The organism is Corynebacterium uterequi, from assembly GCF_001021065.1.
Lineage (GTDB): Bacteria > Actinomycetota > Actinomycetes > Mycobacteriales > Mycobacteriaceae > Corynebacterium > Corynebacterium uterequi.
This window is the reverse complement of sequence record NZ_CP011546.1, coordinates 1,282,462-1,298,689: the sequence shown is the minus strand read 5'-3', so window position 1 is coordinate 1,298,689 and position 16,228 is coordinate 1,282,462. Positions and strand designations below refer to the sequence as shown.

15 protein-coding genes are annotated in these 16,228 nt (G+C 65.0%); 9 read left to right on the top strand and 6 right to left on the bottom strand.

Annotated elements, in window-relative coordinates:
* Position 1 precedes the first annotated feature (1 nt).
* Positions 2-859, bottom strand: coding sequence for a peptidylprolyl isomerase (locus CUTER_RS06060; protein ID WP_047259681.1), 858 nt, complete (start codon positions 857-859; stop codon positions 2-4).
* 84 nt (positions 860-943) lie between these two features.
* On the opposite strand from CUTER_RS06060, the gene tpx reads away from it, so the two are divergent.
* From tpx to hisS, 3 genes are read left to right on the top strand one after another with little or no spacing between them, the layout of a single operon-like run.
* Positions 944-1,441, top strand: a complete 498-nt coding sequence (tpx, locus tag CUTER_RS06055) for a thiol peroxidase (RefSeq protein ID WP_047259680.1) — start codon at positions 944-946, stop codon at positions 1,439-1,441.
* Between the two features lie 21 nt (positions 1,442-1,462).
* Positions 1,463-2,116, top strand: coding sequence for an MBL fold metallo-hydrolase (locus CUTER_RS06050; RefSeq protein ID WP_047259679.1), 654 nt, complete (start codon positions 1,463-1,465; stop codon positions 2,114-2,116).
* A gap of 11 nt (positions 2,117-2,127) precedes the next feature.
* The gene (gene hisS, locus CUTER_RS06045; RefSeq protein ID WP_047259678.1) at positions 2,128-3,405 is read left to right on the top strand and encodes a histidine--tRNA ligase; all 1,278 of its coding nucleotides are present in this window, start codon (positions 2,128-2,130) and stop codon (positions 3,403-3,405) included.
* Positions 3,406-3,414: 9 nt separating this feature from the next.
* On the opposite strand, the gene CUTER_RS06040 is transcribed toward hisS, so the two are convergent.
* Positions 3,415-4,836 (bottom strand): L-serine ammonia-lyase, encoded by a 1,422-nt coding sequence (locus tag CUTER_RS06040; RefSeq protein WP_047259677.1) that lies wholly within the window; start codon positions 4,834-4,836, stop codon positions 3,415-3,417.
* Between the two features lie 237 nt (positions 4,837-5,073).
* Between CUTER_RS06040 and CUTER_RS06035 the strand changes: the two genes are divergently transcribed.
* The 5 genes from CUTER_RS06035 to CUTER_RS06015 are packed head-to-tail and all read left to right on the top strand — an operon-like array spanning position 5,074 to position 9,772.
* A complete protein-coding gene (locus tag CUTER_RS06035) occupies positions 5,074-6,135 on the top strand; it encodes an extracellular solute-binding protein (RefSeq protein WP_047259676.1) in 1,062 nt (353 codons plus the stop codon).
* A 38-nt stretch (positions 6,136-6,173) separates the two neighbouring features.
* Positions 6,174-7,016, top strand: coding sequence for an ABC transporter permease (locus CUTER_RS06030; protein ID WP_047259675.1), 843 nt, complete (start codon positions 6,174-6,176; stop codon positions 7,014-7,016).
* Between the two features lie 3 nt (positions 7,017-7,019).
* The gene (locus CUTER_RS06025) at positions 7,020-7,904 is read left to right on the top strand and encodes an ABC transporter permease (protein ID WP_201775027.1); all 885 of its coding nucleotides are present in this window, start codon (positions 7,020-7,022) and stop codon (positions 7,902-7,904) included.
* 2 nt (positions 7,905-7,906) lie between these two features.
* Positions 7,907-8,962 (top strand): ABC transporter ATP-binding protein, encoded by a 1,056-nt coding sequence (locus tag CUTER_RS06020; protein WP_047259674.1) that lies wholly within the window; start codon positions 7,907-7,909, stop codon positions 8,960-8,962.
* Positions 8,963-8,974: 12 nt separating this feature from the next.
* Positions 8,975-9,772 (top strand): MBL fold metallo-hydrolase, encoded by a 798-nt coding sequence (locus CUTER_RS06015; protein ID WP_047259673.1) that lies wholly within the window; start codon positions 8,975-8,977, stop codon positions 9,770-9,772.
* Between the two features lie 70 nt (positions 9,773-9,842).
* On the opposite strand, the gene CUTER_RS06010 is transcribed toward CUTER_RS06015, so the two are convergent.
* The 3 genes from CUTER_RS06010 to CUTER_RS06000 all read right to left on the bottom strand — a co-directional run bounded on the left by CUTER_RS06010 (position 9,843) and on the right by CUTER_RS06000 (position 12,487).
* The gene (locus tag CUTER_RS06010; protein ID WP_047259672.1) at positions 9,843-10,508 is read right to left on the bottom strand and encodes an FMN reductase; all 666 of its coding nucleotides are present in this window, start codon (positions 10,506-10,508) and stop codon (positions 9,843-9,845) included.
* Between the two features lie 12 nt (positions 10,509-10,520).
* A complete protein-coding gene (locus tag CUTER_RS06005; protein WP_047259671.1) occupies positions 10,521-11,648 on the bottom strand; it encodes an LLM class flavin-dependent oxidoreductase in 1,128 nt (375 codons plus the stop codon).
* 71 nt (positions 11,649-11,719) lie between these two features.
* On the bottom strand, positions 11,720-12,487 hold the full coding sequence (locus CUTER_RS06000; protein WP_047259670.1) for a CBS domain-containing protein: 768 nt from the start codon (positions 12,485-12,487) through the stop codon (positions 11,720-11,722).
* A gap of 40 nt (positions 12,488-12,527) precedes the next feature.
* Between CUTER_RS06000 and CUTER_RS05995 the strand changes: the two genes are divergently transcribed.
* Positions 12,528-15,269 (top strand): DEAD/DEAH box helicase, encoded by a 2,742-nt coding sequence (locus CUTER_RS05995; protein ID WP_236684680.1) that lies wholly within the window; start codon positions 12,528-12,530, stop codon positions 15,267-15,269.
* Here CUTER_RS05995 and ypfJ read toward each other — a convergent pair.
* Positions 15,266-16,159, bottom strand: a complete 894-nt coding sequence (gene ypfJ / locus CUTER_RS05990; protein ID WP_047259669.1) for a KPN_02809 family neutral zinc metallopeptidase — start codon at positions 16,157-16,159, stop codon at positions 15,266-15,268. The two genes, CUTER_RS05995 and ypfJ, sit on opposite strands and share 4 nt — an antisense overlap.
* Positions 16,160-16,228 lie beyond the last annotated feature (69 nt).

Genomic DNA, 16,228 nt, shown 5'->3' with positions numbered 1-16,228 from the left:
CTTAGGAGACGGTGGCGGACTCGATGACAACCTGTTCCGCGGGCTGACCACCCTGCGGCCCGAGGTTCTGCGCACCCTTGGCGACAATACCGTCGAGGGTGGCCAGGCCTTCCTCGGAGATCTGGCCGAAGTAGGTGTAGTTGGGAGCCAGCGGGGAGTCGTCATAGTTGAGGAAGAACTGCGAACCGTTGGTATCGGCGCCGGCGTTGGCCATCGCGATGGAACCACGCGGGTAGATCACCGGCTGGGCGAGCTCCTCCGGTGACGCCTCATCGGTGGGGTATTCGTTGGCGAATTGGAAACCCGGGCCGCCGGAGCCGGTGCCGGTCGGGTCGCCGCACTGGAGGACGAAGATGCCCTCGGTGGTGATGCGGTGGCACAAGGTGTCGTCGAAGTAGCCCTTGAACGCCAGGTGCTCAAAGCTGTTGACGGTACACGGGGCCACCGAGCGATCGAGTTCCATGGGGATCGCGCCCTGGTTCGTGTTGAGCGTGACCGTGACGGTGCCCTCGGTGGAGATGTTCTCGGTGGGCGGAAGGCCCGCTGCCGACAGCTCGCCGGTCTCGCCGTACTGGCAGGTGACGGTGGGCGGCAGGGCCTCGTCACGCTTCATCGCGAGGGGGGTGGCGTCGGGGATCTCCGGGGCGGAGGAGGAGGTCGTGTCCTGGCCGTCGGCCTGGATTGCGTCCTCACCATCTTGGTTGGTGAAGTAGACAATGCCACCGCCGATGAGGACGACGGCGGCGGCCGACGCGGCAATCACCCCGATGGGACCACGCTTGCGCTTGCGCTCGCGGGATTTCAGCTCCCGCTCAAGGTTCTTCAGGGACTCTTCGCCGCGTTGCTTATTGCTGCTCACTGGGCAACCTTTCCTTACGTTCTGCGGGGATCAGGCCATAAGTGTACGTGGCAGGCCTGGGGGACCGTCGTTATAGTGGCGGCCATGGCTTCCGTTACTTTTAGCAATGAACCCGCGAACACCGTCGGTGAGCTGCCGGCCGTGGGCGCTGTCATCCCCGATTTTGAGCTCGTCGGCGGTGACCTCTCCGCCGTCACGCCGGCGGACTTCGCCGGCAAGAAGCTGGTCCTCAACATTTTCCCGTCGCTGGATACCGATGTCTGTGCGTTGAGCGTGAAGAAGTTCAATTCCGAGGCGGAGAAGCTCGACGACGCCGTCGTTATCAACATCTCCAAGGACCTGCCCTTCGCCCAGGGCCGGTTCTGTGAGGCGCACAACATCGAGAATTCGGTGGCGGCGTCGGCCTTCCGCGCTAGCTTCGGCGAGGACTACGGCGTGACGCTCGCGGACTCCCCGCTGGCAGGCCTGCTTGCCCGCTCCGTCGTCGTTACCGACGCCGAGCACCAGGTGGTCTACACGGAGCTGGTGTCTGAGATCACCAACGAGCCGGATTACGACGCCGCACTCGCAGCGCTGAAGTAGCCGCGAGTAGTCTCCACGGGTATGGAGATTTCTGGTTTCAGCGCCGGCCCGTTTCGCACCAACACCTACGTCGTGTCCGGTGGGGGACGGGCCGTCGTCGTCGATCCTGGCATGCATACCCGTAACTTCCTGGTGTCGAAGCTTAACAAGGAGGGCCTGGCCCCGGAGGCCATCCTGCTCACACATGGCCACATCGACCACACGCGCGACGCCGGTGACCTCGCCGCCGCGTGGCAATGCCCGGTGTACATCCACGCCGATGACGCCTTCATGCTCGACCGCGGCGAGGGAGTGTCCGAGCAATCCCGGCAGCTCTTCGACGCCGACTCTATGACCCCCATCGAGGACCTGCGCTTCTTCGTTGACGGCGAGGTCTATGACTTCGTCGGTGAGTCCTTCACGGTGCGCCACGCCCCGGGCCACTCGCCAGGCAGTGTGTTGCTTGAGCATGCGGAAATGGTGCTTGTTGGCGACGTGGTCTTCCGCGGCTCCATCGGGCGCACCGACCTACCGCACTCCGACGACGCCGCCATGCAGGCCAGCCTGCAAGATGTCGTGCTGCCGTTGGCCGATTCTTTGGCGTTGCTTCCCGGGCACGGCCCGACGACGTCTATGGCCGTGGAGCGAGCCTCCAACCCGTTCCTCATCCCTCGAAACCTCCGGGGCACCTTGTAAGCTAAGGCCCTATGACCGATTCCACGAAGTTCCAGGCAGTGAGCGCCCCGAAGGGCGTTCCCGATTATGTGCCGCCGGCGTCGGCGACGTTCATCGCGGTGCGCGATGAATTCGCCCGCCAGGCCCGCCGGGCCGGCTACCAGCACATCGAGCTTCCGGTGTTCGAGGACACTCACTTGTTCGCCCGCGGCGTGGGCGAGTCCACGGACGTGGTGAGCAAGGAGATGTACACCTTCGCCGACCGTGGTGACCGCTCAGTCACCCTGCGCCCGGAGGGTACCGCCGGTGTTATGCGGGCGGTCATCGAGCACAATCTGGACCGCGGCCAGCTGCCCGTCAAGCTGAACTACTACGGGCCGTTCTTCCGCTACGAGCGCCCGCAGGCCGGCCGCTACCGCCAGCTGCAGCAGGTGGGCGTCGAGGCGATCGGCGTGGACGACCCGGCGCTTGACGCGGAGATCATCGCCCTGGCGGATCGGTGCTACCGCTCGGTGGGATTGACCGGTTTCCGGCTGGAATTGACCAGCTTGGGGGATAGCACCTGCCGGCCGGCCTACCGGGAGAAGCTGCAGAAGTTCCTCTTTGCGCTGCCGCTCGACGAAGAGACTCGCCGCCGCGCGGAAATCAACCCGCTGCGGGTGCTCGACGACAAGCGAGAAGACGTTCGGGAGATGACCGCGGACGCGCCACTCATGCTCGACTACCTCTCGGACGAGTCCCGGGAGCACTTCGAGACGGTCACCGGGCTGCTGGAGGATCTGCAGGTGCCCTTCGTCATCAACAAGCGCATGGTCCGCGGTTTGGATTACTACACCAAGACCTGCTTCGAGTTCGTTCACGACGGACTCGGCGCCCAGTCGGGCATCGGTGGCGGCGGCCGGTATGACGGCCTCATGGCGCAGCTTGGCGGGCAGGACCTCTCCGGTATCGGCTTCGGCCTCGGCGTGGACCGCACCGTGCTGGCTCTGCAGGCTGAGGGGGTCACCCTCGACGGGGTGGATCGGCGCGTCGACGTCTACGGTGTTGCCCTCGGCGCAGCTGCAAAGAAGGCCCTGGCCGTGCTCGTCAATGACCTGCGGGCGGCCGGGATCTCCGCGGATATGGCATACGGCGATCGTGGTCTCAAGGGTGCGATGAAGGGCGCCGATCGGGCGAACGCCCGCTTCGCCCTGGTCCTCGGCGAATCCGAGCTGGAAAGCGGCGAGGTGCAGGTCAAGAACCTCGCCGAGCACTCCCAGGAGGCGGTGCGTCTCGACGCCGTCGTTGAGACGCTGCAGGCTGTGCTCTAGCTCCCCCGGCTAGCATTCGGTCTGGGACACGGGGAACCCGAGGCGGATCGCCAACCCGCCCATGGAGGTTTCCTTGTACTTGGTGAGCATGTCCCGGCCGGTCTCGGCCATGGTGGCCACGGCGTCGTCGAGCGAGACCCGGTGCACGCCCGTGCCGTAGAGAGCGAGGCGGGCGGCGTTGACAGCCTTGACACCGCCGATGGCGTTGCGCTCGATGCACGGGATCTGCACGAGGCCGCCGACCGGGTCGCACGTCAGCCCCAGATTGTGTTCGAGTGCGATCTCGGCGGCGTTGCCCACCTGCGCGGTCGTGCCGCCCATGAGTGCGCACAGCCCGGCGGCGGCCATCGCCGAGGCGGATCCGACCTCACCCTGGCAGCCCACCTCCGCCCCGGAAATAGACGCGGATTCCTTGATGATGATGCCGATGGCGGCGGCGGTGAGCAGGAAGCGGCGGGCTTTCGTATCGTCGAACCCGGCGAGGAAATCTTTGGCGTAGTGCATCACTGCCGGGATGATCCCGGCGGCACCATTGGTGGGGGCGGTGACTACCCGTCCGCCGCCGGCGTTCTGCTCGTTGACCGCCAGGGCGTAAAGGTTGATCCAGTCCATGGCGTAGAGGGCGTCGTCATGCGCCTCCTGTCCACGGTTTTTCAGCTGGTTGAGCAAATCCGGGGCGCGTCGCTGCACCTGCAGCCCACCCGGGAGGATGCCGTCCGTGTCCAGCCCGGCGGCGACGCAGTCCTGCATGGCGGCCCACACGGCATCGAGATGGGCGAGGGTGTAGTCCGTGGTGCCGTGAATCGCCGCCTCGTTGGCGAGCATGACGTCGGCGATGCGCTGCTTCGAGGACGTGCAATACGCGAGCAGTTCCGACCACGTCCTGAAGGGGTACGGCATGGTCTCTTCGGTGTGCGCCGCCGCGGCCATGCCCAGCGGGGCGTCGTCAGCCTTCGTGGCGGCGAGCTGGGCGTCGATCTCGCGGCGGGAGAGGATGAAGCCGCCGCCGACGGAAAAGTACTCGCTGTCTTGAATGAGGTAGGCGCCCTCGGCGTCCAGGGCGGAGAAGATCACGCAGTTGGGGTGCTCGGGGACGGGGGAGAAGTCGAAGATCAGCTCGTAATTGACCGTCCCGCTCGGGCCGGTGATGGTGCCCATCGGGGCAATCGGGGTGCCGTAGTAGGGGGCGACGTCCGGGGTGACGGTCGTCGGTGTCCATCCCACGAGGCCGAGCAGCGTTGCCCGGTCCGTGCCGTGCCCGCGGCCGGTGGCGGCAAGAGAGCCACGGAATTCCACGCGGATGAGGGCGGCGTCCGGGCGGCGTTCGCCGAGTTCGGCCATGAACGCCTCGGCGGCGCGCATGGGGCCGACGGTGTGGGAGGACGACGGGCCAATTCCGATACTGAACATATCGACGGCGCTAATAGTCATGAATGGTTCACCTCGCTGTGGTCGTGGATTGATCCGGTCTGATGCATTTCTTTATGAGTCTACAGAGGCGAGGGTGGCGTTCCGATCGTGCTTGCGTGCGTGCTCGTGGCCGGCCTGACCGACGGCAATATTCATGGTGGTTTAACTGTCCGGCTAAGGATAAGTAACCGTTCGTTTCACGAGGGTCAATAGCGTTATCGCTGCTGTATACGATCTCCTAAAAATCGAGGTAGAACCATGAAAAATGGTGCCAACTTCTTCACCCGGGCTGCGGTGCTTGTGAGCACGAGCCTGTTCCTTGTCAGCTGCGGAAACACCGGTGCGCTGGATAGCGCCGCGGGTGGTGCTGGCTCCGAGGCTGCTGGCGATAACATCGTCATCACGTACAACACTCCGGAAAAGTGGGGCAACTACGGCAAGGTGCTCGACGCGTTCGAGGCCGAGACCGGCATCGCGGCCCCCAACGATCCGAAGAACTCCGGCCAGACCCTGGCCGCCCTGCAAGCGGAGAAGTCCTCCCCGGTCGCGGACGTCGCCTACGTGGGCATCGCCTTCGCTGAGCAGCTGGAGAACGCGGGAGTGCTGCAGCCCTACAAGCCGGCTGGCACGGAAGAAGTGGATCCGAACCTCAAGGATCCGGACGGCAATTGGACGACGGTTCACGCTGGCACCGTCGCGTTCATCGTCAACGAGGATCACTTGGACGGGGCTCCGGTGCCGAAGTCGTGGGCGGACCTGCTCAAGCCCGAGTACGCAGGCAAGGTCGGCTTCCTTGACCCGACCCAGGCGGCCGTCGGCTACTCGGTCGCCACCGCCGCGAACATCGCCATGGGCGGTGACCTCGACAACTGGGATCCGGGCTTCGAGTACCTCAAGAAGCTCAAGGACAACGGGGCGATCATCTCCGCGCAGACCGCGACGGCCAAGGTCGCCCAGGGCGAGATCCCCATCCTCATTGACGCCGACTTCAACGGCTACCAGCTCAAGGACGAAGGCGCCAACGTCACCCTCGTCATCCCGGAGGAAGGCTCCCTGCGGATCCCTTACGTTGTCGGCCTGGTCAATGGCGCGCCGCACGAGGAAAACGGCAAGAAGCTCCTGGACTTCTACTTCACGGAGGAGGGGCAGGCCCTCTTCGCCGAGGGCTTTATGGGCCCGGCGGTGGGCAGCATCCCGGATCAGGTCAAGGACTCCTTCCTCCCCGATGCTGATTACGAGCGCGCCGTGACCATCGACTACCTCAAGCAGGGCGAGGTTCAGCAGGACTTCAACGCCCGCTACCGTAAGGAGATGAGCTAGCCGCTCCCCGCGCCTAGCTCACCGAGACAAGGCCTGACATGGCTTCCAAAAAATCGTCGTCGGGACTGCTGCTTGTAGCGCCGACCCTGTTGATCGTGTTGATCTTCGGCATCTATCCGGTGATCGTGCTCATTGCTACCTCCTTCGGGCTTGGGGAGGTGGGAGCGTATGAGAACCCGGGACCGACGTTGCAATACTACGGAGAGTTCGTGGGCTCCGAACGATTGACCAAGTCGATCATCAACTCGCTGATTATCGGTCTGGGATCCGTCATCATCACCTTGGTGGCGTCCATCCCGACCGTGCTCTACCTGGCGAAGAAAGCCCGGACGGGTACGTCGACGAAGTACACCGACGCGCTCATTACCTTCCCGATCACCCTTCCGGGCATCATCATCGGCTTCTTCGCCATCGTGCTCACCGGCCGCACGGGCCTGCTGGGGGAGGTCATTCCCTTCCTCAAGGGCGCCGCGTTCGGCTACCTGGGGCTGATGATTGCCTACATTTACTTCTCCATTCCGCGCATCGTGTCGCCTTTGCGCGGCGCGGCAGATCTCATCGATCCGGAGTTGGAGGACACGGCGCATTCTCTGGGTGCATCTAAGGCACGGGTGTTCTTCACCGTCACGCTGCCGCTGATCCTGCCGGCCGCGATCGAGGTGTCCGGTACCGCCGCGGCCGTCGCGCTCGGTGGCTACGGCACCGTCGCCGCGCTATCAGAAGGTATCCGGCTGTTGCCGCTCGACGTCGTCGACGCCCTCAACAACGGCTACTACATTGCCACCTCCTCGGCATTTGCCGTGGTCCTCGCGTTGCTGGCCATCGGCGCTCTCGCCGCCGGCAAGCTGTGCGCACACCTGGTGGAAAGGAAGATGGGCTAAGCCATGAGTTCTGCACCTGTACAATCCGCCATGGTGGTCGCCCCGGGCGGGGCGGCCACACCGAAGCAGGCCCCGGGCGGGAGCGACGCTAAGAAGGCAGGATCGTCCTTCGACCATCTCACTGTTGGCCGGATCCTCAGCTGGATCATGCTCGTGTTCATCGTCCTGCCGGTCCTGGCCACCCTCGTGGCGGCGACGTCCATCGACTTCTCGCAAGGTCCCTGGGGCAAGGGGATCACCCTGGACTGGTTCATTCTCGGCTGGATGAAGATCGGGCCGATGATCCTGCGATCCTTCCTGGTCGCGATGTTGGTCGTCGCGCTCAACCTCCTTATCGTGGGGCCGTTTGCGTGGTATGCCCCGAATCTTCCCGGGTGGCTGAAGAACGCTTTGACCAGCGCGGTCAACATCCCGTTGGCCATTCCAGGTATCGCTTTGTCGATCTCGCTCATCGGTACCTTCGCCGGGCTGCGCCCCAGCGGTGTGCTGCTCATCTGCGGTCACCTCATCTTCACCATGCCGTTCACGATGAGCGCCCTCATGCCGTCGCTGGCCGACACGAAGCTCCGCGAGGCGCAGGAGGTGGCCCGTTCGCTCGGGGCGTCGTGGTACCGGGTGATCACCACCATCACCATCCCGTGGGTGAACGTGTCTGTGCTGCAGGCCATCACCATGGTTTTTGCGATCAGTTTCGGCGAATTCAACATTTCCTTCTTCATCAATCCGCCGGCCACGCCCATGGCGCCTTTCGCCTTGTTTGACGCCTACTCCACGCAGCGCCTCGAAATTGCGTCCGCGATGAGCTGCATCTTCATCGCCTTCACCATCCCGGTTCTGGCCGCTGTGGTGTGGGCGCGCACCCGAGTCTCGAACCGAGGAAACGACTAATCATGACTACTGCACACACGCAAGGGCTGCGCGTCGATAACGTTGCGGTCAAGTACGGCGAGAAGGTCGCCGTGTCCAACATCTCTATGGCAGTCGCCCCCGGAGAGACCACTGCGGTCATCGGCCCGTCGGGCTGCGGCAAATCCACCACGCTCAAGGCGGTGGCGGGGCTTAACCACGTCGCCGAGGGCCAGATCACCTTGGCGGGTCGGGACATCACGTACGAGTCGCCGGCCAAGCGCAATATCGGCCTGGTCCCGCAGTCCTACGCCTGCTTCCCGCACATGACCGTCGCGTCGAACATCGGCTACGGCCTGCGTGCCCGCAAGGTCCCCGCCGATCAGATCGAGGCCAAGGTCAAGTCTGTGCTGGAGCTGACTCAGTTGACTGCCTTCGCCGAGCGTAAGCCCGGTCAGCTCTCTGGTGGCCAGCGTCAGCGCGTGGCGTTGGGCCGCGCGTTGGCCATCGAGCCGGACATTCTGCTGCTCGACGAGCCGTTGGCGGCCCTCGATCCGCAGCTGCGTGGCGATCTTCGCCGCGAGCTGGCGACCATGCTGGCCCAGGCCGGGTGCGGCACGCTCATCGTCACTCACGATCAGCACGAAGCCCTATCGCTGGCCACGCACATCGCCATCCTTCGCGACGGTGCCATGGTGCAGTACGGCACCCCGGATGATCTGTGGAACCGCCCAATCAACACCTTCGTCGCGGACTTCCTGGCCAATGCCACGCTGCTGGACGCCGTCGTCGAGGGCGACACCGTGAGCATCCTGGGTGGCACGTGGACCGCACCGGTGTCCACCTTTGAACGCATCAACGACGACCGAGACCCGCAGCTGCTGGTACGGGCGACGTCGCTGGAGCTGGTGCCGATGGGTACTGCGCACGCGATCGAGGGAACGGTGAAGTCCGTCGAGTACGCCGGCGGCCGTTTCCTGGCCGTGGTGCGTACCCCGCACGAGGATTTCCAGGTCAATTCGGAGGACCCGATCGAGGAGGGCGACGTCGTGTCCCTGGGCTTCCGCCTCGGCAAGGCTGCCCTCATCGGGCGCGGTTAGGCGGGCGGAAGCATGGCTGAGAATTTCTCACTGAGTGTGCTGGGTGCCGGCGCGACGGCCCCGAGCGCGCACGGTTCTGCCTCGTCCTACCTGGTGAGCGGCGAGACGGGCGTCATCCTCGTGGACGCCGGCCCGGGCTCGCTGCTGACCTTCTATAAGGAGCACGCTCTCGATGAGCTGCGCGGCATTGTGCTGACGCACCTGCACGCGGACCACTCGCTGGACATTATGGCGTGGGCTTACCGGTGGACCTTCCCGGACGTTCTGCCGCGGATTCCGCTGTACATCCCGGCAGGGGAACGGCATCGCCTGGAGGCCTTTGACACGCTGTATGGGATCCCGACGCTGCCGACGATGGTCAGCCCCATCGATCAAGCCTTCGACATTCGAGAGATGGCGATTGATGGGGATACCCGCTACGAGATTGACAGTACGGAGCTGGTGACCTTTGCGGCGCGCCATGCGGTTACCTCGGCTAGCCTGCGCTTTGAGCGTGATGGCAAGTCCTTGGTGTGGAGCTCGGATACGGGTGACTGTCCCGGCCTTCGTGCCGCGGCTGCCGAAGCTGACGTGTTCGTCAGTGAGGCCACCTACTTGGAGTCCAATGAGGAGACCGAGCGGGCCATGGCGGCCCATGGTCACCTCACTCCGCGGCTGGCGGGAGAGATCGCCACTGAGGTTGGTGTCAAGCACCTAGTCTTGACGCACTTCGCTCATCCGGGGGATGGGGAGGCCTCGCGGGAGCGGGCCGCAGCGACCTTCAGCGGTGAGCTGTCGGTCGCTCGCGAGGGCCTCACGGTCACCGCGTAGCTCACTTTTCGTGGCTGTCGTTTGCCCCGTGGCCGTCCGTTGCCTCGTGGCCGGCGGATGCCGGCCACGGCTATCCGCCGTAGTGCTTGAGCAGGTCGGCGAAGGAGGTCACCGGCTCGTCGAGGTCGACGCCGGAGCGGCGGGGCCGACGCTCAGCCTCCACCGTGGCGCCGCCGAAGCCGGGGGAGTAGCTGCCGGCATCGACCATGAGGGTGGCGAGCTCGCCTGCGGCGCGGGCGACGCGGTGCTCGAACTCGGCGCCTTCCGCCCCACCGAAGTCATCGGTGGCGGCGAAGAGCGACGTCGGTACGACGACGGCACGCATGTAGGTGAGCAACGGGCGCAGCCCGTACTCTGTGGCCAGGGAGTGCCGGGCGGTGCCGGCGGTGGCGGCGATAATCGTCGGCATGCCGTTGAGGGCATCCTGGTCGAGCGCGTCGAAGAACATCTTGAGCAGGCCGGAGTAGTTGGCCTTGAAGATGGGAGTGACAACGACGACGCCGTCAGCGTCGGAGATGGTGCGCTTGACTTCGTCGAGCCGCGGGCTAGGGATGCCGGTGGTGAACACCTGTGCGAGGTCGTTGATGAGCTCGCGGACCTCGATGGTGGTGACGTCGAGCCCTTCACCGCGGGCAGTGACGGCACTGGTCACCGCGTCCACGATGGTGTCGGAGATCTGCCGGGAGGTCGAGGGGGTCGACAGGCCGGCGGTGATGGCAACAAGGGTGCGGGACATGGGTGCGGCCCCTTAGGCGTCGGCCTGGCCGGGGGCGACCAGGAAGTGCGGGTGATTCGGGTTGTCCGCGCGGGCGGCGACGAGCGAGGCGTGGGTCGGCGGATCGCTGGGCACGTGGTCGGGACGCCGGGCTTCCATGCGTCGACGCAGCTCAGGGACGATATCCCGGCCGAGGATCTCAATCTGGTTGAGCACCACTTCAAGCGGGAGGCCGGCGTGGTCGATGAGGAAGAGCTGGCGCTGGTAGTCGCCCACCCAGTCGGCGAAGGAGAGGGTGCGCTCGATGACCTGCTCGGCGGTGCCGACGGTGAGCGGGGTCATCTCCGTGAAGTCTTCCAGGCTCGGGCCGTGGCCGTAGACGGGGGCGTTATCGAAGTAGGGGCGGAATTCCTTCTTGGCCTGTTCCTCGGTGTCGGCGACGTAGAATTGGCCGCCGAGTCCGACAATGGCCTGATCGGCCTGGCCGTGCCCGTACTTTTCGAAGCGGCGGCGGTAGATGTTGACCATCTTCGCCGTGTGCTCCTTGTTCCAGAAGATGTTGTTGTGGAAGAAGCCGTCACCGTAGAAGGCGGCCTGCTCGGCGATCTCTACGGAGCGGATGGAACCGTGCCAGACGAAGGGGGCTACGTCGTCGAGCGGCCACGGAGTGGAGGTGTAGCCCTGAAGCGGGGTGCGGAACTTGCCCTGCCAATTGACTACCTTGTCGCGCCACAGCCGGCGCAGCAGGTGGTAGTTTTCGATGGCTAGCGGGATGCCCTGGCGGATGTCCTTGCCGAACCACGGGTAAACCGGGCCGGTGTTGCCGCGACCCATCATGAGATCCACGCGCCCGCCGGAGAGGTGCTGGAGGAAGGCGTAATCCTCGGCGATCTTCACCGGGTCGTTGGTGGTGATGAGGGTGGTGGCGGTGGAGAGCTTGAGTTTCTCGGTCTTCGCCGCGATGTAGCCCAGGTGCGTGGTGGGAGACGAGGGGACGAAGGGCGGGTTGTGGTGTTCGCCGGTGGCGAAGACGTCGAGTCCCACCTCCTCGGCCTTGAGGGCGATGGCGGTCATAGCCTGGATCCGCTCGGCTTCGGTGGGGGTGGTGCCGGTCGTCGGATCGGGAGTGACGTCTCCGATGGAGAAGATGCCGAACTGCATGAGGTCTCCTAATAGTGAGGGTTTTCGTTGATGGAGTCAGTATGGCACAAACCTATGTGACGTGTCAACAACTAGCGGCGGTGGCTATTCACCGCCATCATGAGCAGCGCGATGTCGGCACCGCTGATCACCCGCACGGGGCGCTGATTGCGGCGCCCATCCTGCGTCGCAATCACCGCGCGGGGAAGCTGCGCACCCCACGACGTCGTCAACGCCGCCAGTGCATCCGACAGGCTCGCGCTCCGGGGGAGAAACACCGCCCAATCCGCGTCCCCGGCGTAATCAAGGATGTCACTGACGGTCCTCGCGTCCAGCCGGCCGTCGTCTCGATAGTCCACGGACACCCACTTGGCGATCGCATCCGTCGTCAACAGCCCAACGTAGGTTTTGCGCTCATAGATGGGGAACTGGGAGATGCCGGACGTGCGTACCACGTCCAACACCTCGCTGGCCGAGTCATCCGGGTGAAACACGCGGACGATTTGCCGCGGGAGGCTGTCTAAGCGGGCTGCCGCGTGGAGCTCCGGCTGGTTAATGATGTCGTGAGCCAAGCGCTCGATTTCGGCGATGACATCCTCTCGCGGATCCGCGATCGGCCGGAAATCCCGGTACTCGCCATGCGTAATGGCATTGCGAAGCTCCCGATACTCCTGGAAGTCCGCATTCTGCTGCGGGGACAGCAACCCTGCCTTCTCTGCCTGGTGGGCGATGGCCCCGATACTCCCATTGTCCTTGGCCGACATTGCGGATCGTAAGTACTGCTCAATGGAATTAAACGCGGCAAGGAACCGCGTCGCCGGGGTGACATCCGGGCGGTGGGTGCAACCGTGGGTGGTCATAAGCCCCAGACTACGGAATGCATCGGGCAAAATACGATGAGTGAGCGATTTCAGCCGTCAGGAACTAGCTACCCTTCACCACCAGGCCGAAAGGGCCGTCCAGCAGCTTAAGACCGTCGGGAACCTCACTACCCGCATCGAGCGCATTGCCACCGCGCCGGGCTTGCCGCGGATCGACGGCATCTCGCGGGTGAGCGATAAGCTCGGCACGTTCACGGTGATCGACCAGCGAGACATCCTCTGGCCGGAGGACTTCTTCGCCAGTCGCGAGGTGAAGACCGCCAGGAAAATGTTGAAGAAGCTTGACGGACGCACCGCCCACATCGAACCCGCCGACCTCACCCAACTCATCAACGAATCCAAGCCGGCGGCACCGTCGTTTTTCGCCCGGCTCCTGGGCGCCGGCTCCCGGGTCGCCGACGGCCAAGTGGCCGCCCGCCGGCTAGAGAGCGCGGTGCGCACCGTCGAGCGCGCGCAGATCGACGACGCCGTCGCCCCCATTATCGCCCGGCTGGACAAGGCGCAGGAGGCCGCCCGCCACGGCGTCGATGTGTTCGCCACCGATGGTGTCCTGTCGGCCGAGCAGCGCCGGGTAGCGCAGCAGGCAATTCGTATCGTGCTCGGTTCCACCTTGTCCCACCTCGAACCCCTCGACCCGGCGAAGGTGACCCAAGCGGCGACCATCCTCGACAACGCGCGACGCACCCGCAGCAACCCCCTGTCCCTGGAAGCCCTGCGCGACCAAGCCACCGAGCACCTCAACCAGCTGACCCGTCGCCGCGGCCGAACTTTGCTCGCCGCCATGGAGGTAGAACGCCTGCGGGAGGTGACGGCCGACAGACTGCGCACCGAAGGCCTCGCCGAGATCAATATCACCAGCGTCCTCGACGTCCTCGACGCCCGCGAACACACCCTCATGAGGGCGCGCGGCGTCGGCGAGCGCAGCGCCACCCGGTTGAAAGCCGCCGCCGAAACTATGCTCGCCGAGGCGGCGGCCGCCAGCGGGGGAGGCAAGAGCATCGGAGACACCCGGTGCCGACCGGCACTCGCCCTGCTCAGCGTCCTCACCCAGTACGAACACTCCGTGCGCCTCGACGACGAGCAGATCGCCCGACGCAACCGGATCCACGCCTACGCCACCGAGTTCGCAGACCTCACCGCCGTGGGGCTGCGCGCTTCCCCTATCGCTGACGGAGCCGTCTGGCTCATCGCTGCCTCCAGTCCGGCACCGGTCAGCCAATTCCTCGACGACCTGGCCTGGGCCGGCGCCAACCCCACGGTGCTCGACGCCCGAGGTGCGCGGCACCGGCGCTCCGACGACGAACTATGGGAGGACTACCGCTCCCGCCCGGCCGACTACCAGGCCCTGCTCGCCGAACTGCTGGGATTCTCCGGCGGCGAGTCCACGGACCTCGACACACCGACGCTGGAGAAAATCCGCGCGCTCAAGCTGGACACCTCGCTGCTCAAACCCCGGCTGCGCCTGCGCGGCTACCAGTCCTTCGGCGCACGTTTCGCCGTCGTCCAAGGCAAGGTACTCCTCGGCGACGAGATGGGCTTGGGCAAAACCATCCAGGCACTCGCCGCGAGCGCCCACATCGCCGCCGTCGACGGCATCGAGCGCACCCGCATCCTCGTCATCTGCCCCGCCGCAGTCACCATCAACTGGGTCCGCGAGGCCGAGGCCTTCACACAGCTGCCGGTATTCCTCGCCCACGGCACAGGCAAAGAGGACATCGTCGGCGCCTGGCGCAGCGAAGGCGGTTACTGCATCATGACCTTCGACGGTGCCCGTGCCATGCACCACCTCGTCGGCGCCCCCGAATACGTCATCGTCGACGAAGCTCACATGGTGAAAAACCCACAGGCTCGTCGCTCGGTGGCGGTGCAGGAGATCCTCGGACGCGCCGGGAGCGCGATTCTGCTCACCGGTACGCCCATCGAGAACCGCGTCCACGAGTTCGTCACGCTGATCCGCTACCTCAATCCCGCACTGATCTCCGAAGAGGAATCCACCATGCCGGCGACGCTGTTTCGCCAGCGGATCGCACCGGCGTATCTCCGCCGCAACCAGGCGGATGTCCTCGATGAACTCCCGGAGATGAACGCCCACCTGGACTTCGTGGAGCTCAACGCGGCGGACCAGGAGCATTATCGCGACGCGGTAGCGGACAGCAACTGGATGGCCATGCGCCGCGCCGCGCTGACCACACCCCACGGTGTTCCGGCGAAGGCCCGGCGCATCGCAGACATCGTCGCTGAGGCCGCAGACAACGGGCGCAAGGTCGTCATCTTCTCCTATTTCCTGCCCGTCCTCGAACGCCTGGAAGGCCTCCTCGGCAGCTGTGTCATCGGCTCGATCACGGGTGCGCTGGCACCCGCGAAGCGGCAGCTGCTCGTCGACGAGCTCGCCTCCGCGCCGGGCGGCTCGGTGTTGCTTGCGCAGATTGGGGCGGCCGGTACGGGACTGAACATCCAGGCGGCGAGCGTCGTCATTCTCGCCGAGCCGCAGGTCAAGCCATCCATCGAGGCGCAGGCTGTGGCGCGTGCGCACCGCATGGGCCAGACGTCGACGGTGCTCGTGCACCGCATCGTCGGAGTGGAGACCGTCGATGAGCGAATGATGGACGTACTCAGCCAGAAGCAGGCGATCTTCGACGCCTACGCGCGAGATTCGGCTGCCGCCGAGGTTCCCGACGCCGTCGACGTGTCCGAGCGGGCGCTGGCAGAGCAAATCATCGCCGCCGAACGCCAACGTCTCGGCCTGAGCACGCCGGATTAGCCCCGGTAGTGGCCGAATCCGGGGTAGTCGCAGGCCGCCATGGACTGCTTTTCGTAGCCTGTGAGGAAGGCTTCCTGGCGCTGCTCGGAGGAACCGTGGGTCCACGCGTCGGGGCGCACGCCCTGGCCGGAGTACCGCTGGATGTTGTCGTCGCCGACGGCGCGGGCTGTGTCGATGGCTGCCTGAACCTGCTCGGGGGTGATCGGTTCAAGCATGGCGTTCTCGCCGTCGTCGGCGGAGCTTAGTGCCATGCCCGCGTAACAGTCCGCCTGCAGCTCCATCTTCACGGCCATGGACTCCGGTCCCGGATCGTTGTAGTCGATCTGTCCGATGGTTCCCTCGATGGTTTGCACGTGGTGGCCGATTTCGTGGGCGACGATGTACATCTGCGCCAGCGGGGCGGCGGACCCGCCCAGCTGCTCAAGCTGGGAGAAGAACGACGTGTCGTAGTAAGAGGTGGTATCCGCGGAACAATAGAAAGGCCCAGTCGCCGACGTCGCCTGGCCGCAGCCGGAATTAGTTGAACCTTGGAAGATCACCTGATAGGGGCGGGTGTACTCTGCGCCGAATTGAACAGGCAGGGTCTCCGTCCAGAACTTATCGGTGAAGTTACCGGCGCCAATGAGCAAACAGTCCGCGTGCTCCATAGCGTCGGCTCCGGTCTGGCAATGCTCGAAGCTAGTCTCCCCGGAGGCGGTCTCATCCTGCCAGGTGCCCTGGTTGCTCATGAGGATGTCGCCGGCGCCCTGGGGGCTGCCACCCATGAGGAGATAGAGGCCGACGAGCAGCAGAGTGCCGATGCCGCCGCCACCTGCGAGGACAATTCCCTTACCCTTACCGGAGCCTCGAGCATGGCTGGTATCAAGTTGCGCGTTGTCCTTGAACGTCATGTCAACATTCAACCATAAGCCCCGCCGGTCATCGGTTGGTGCAGCAGGGTAGAATTACCCGGGAACATC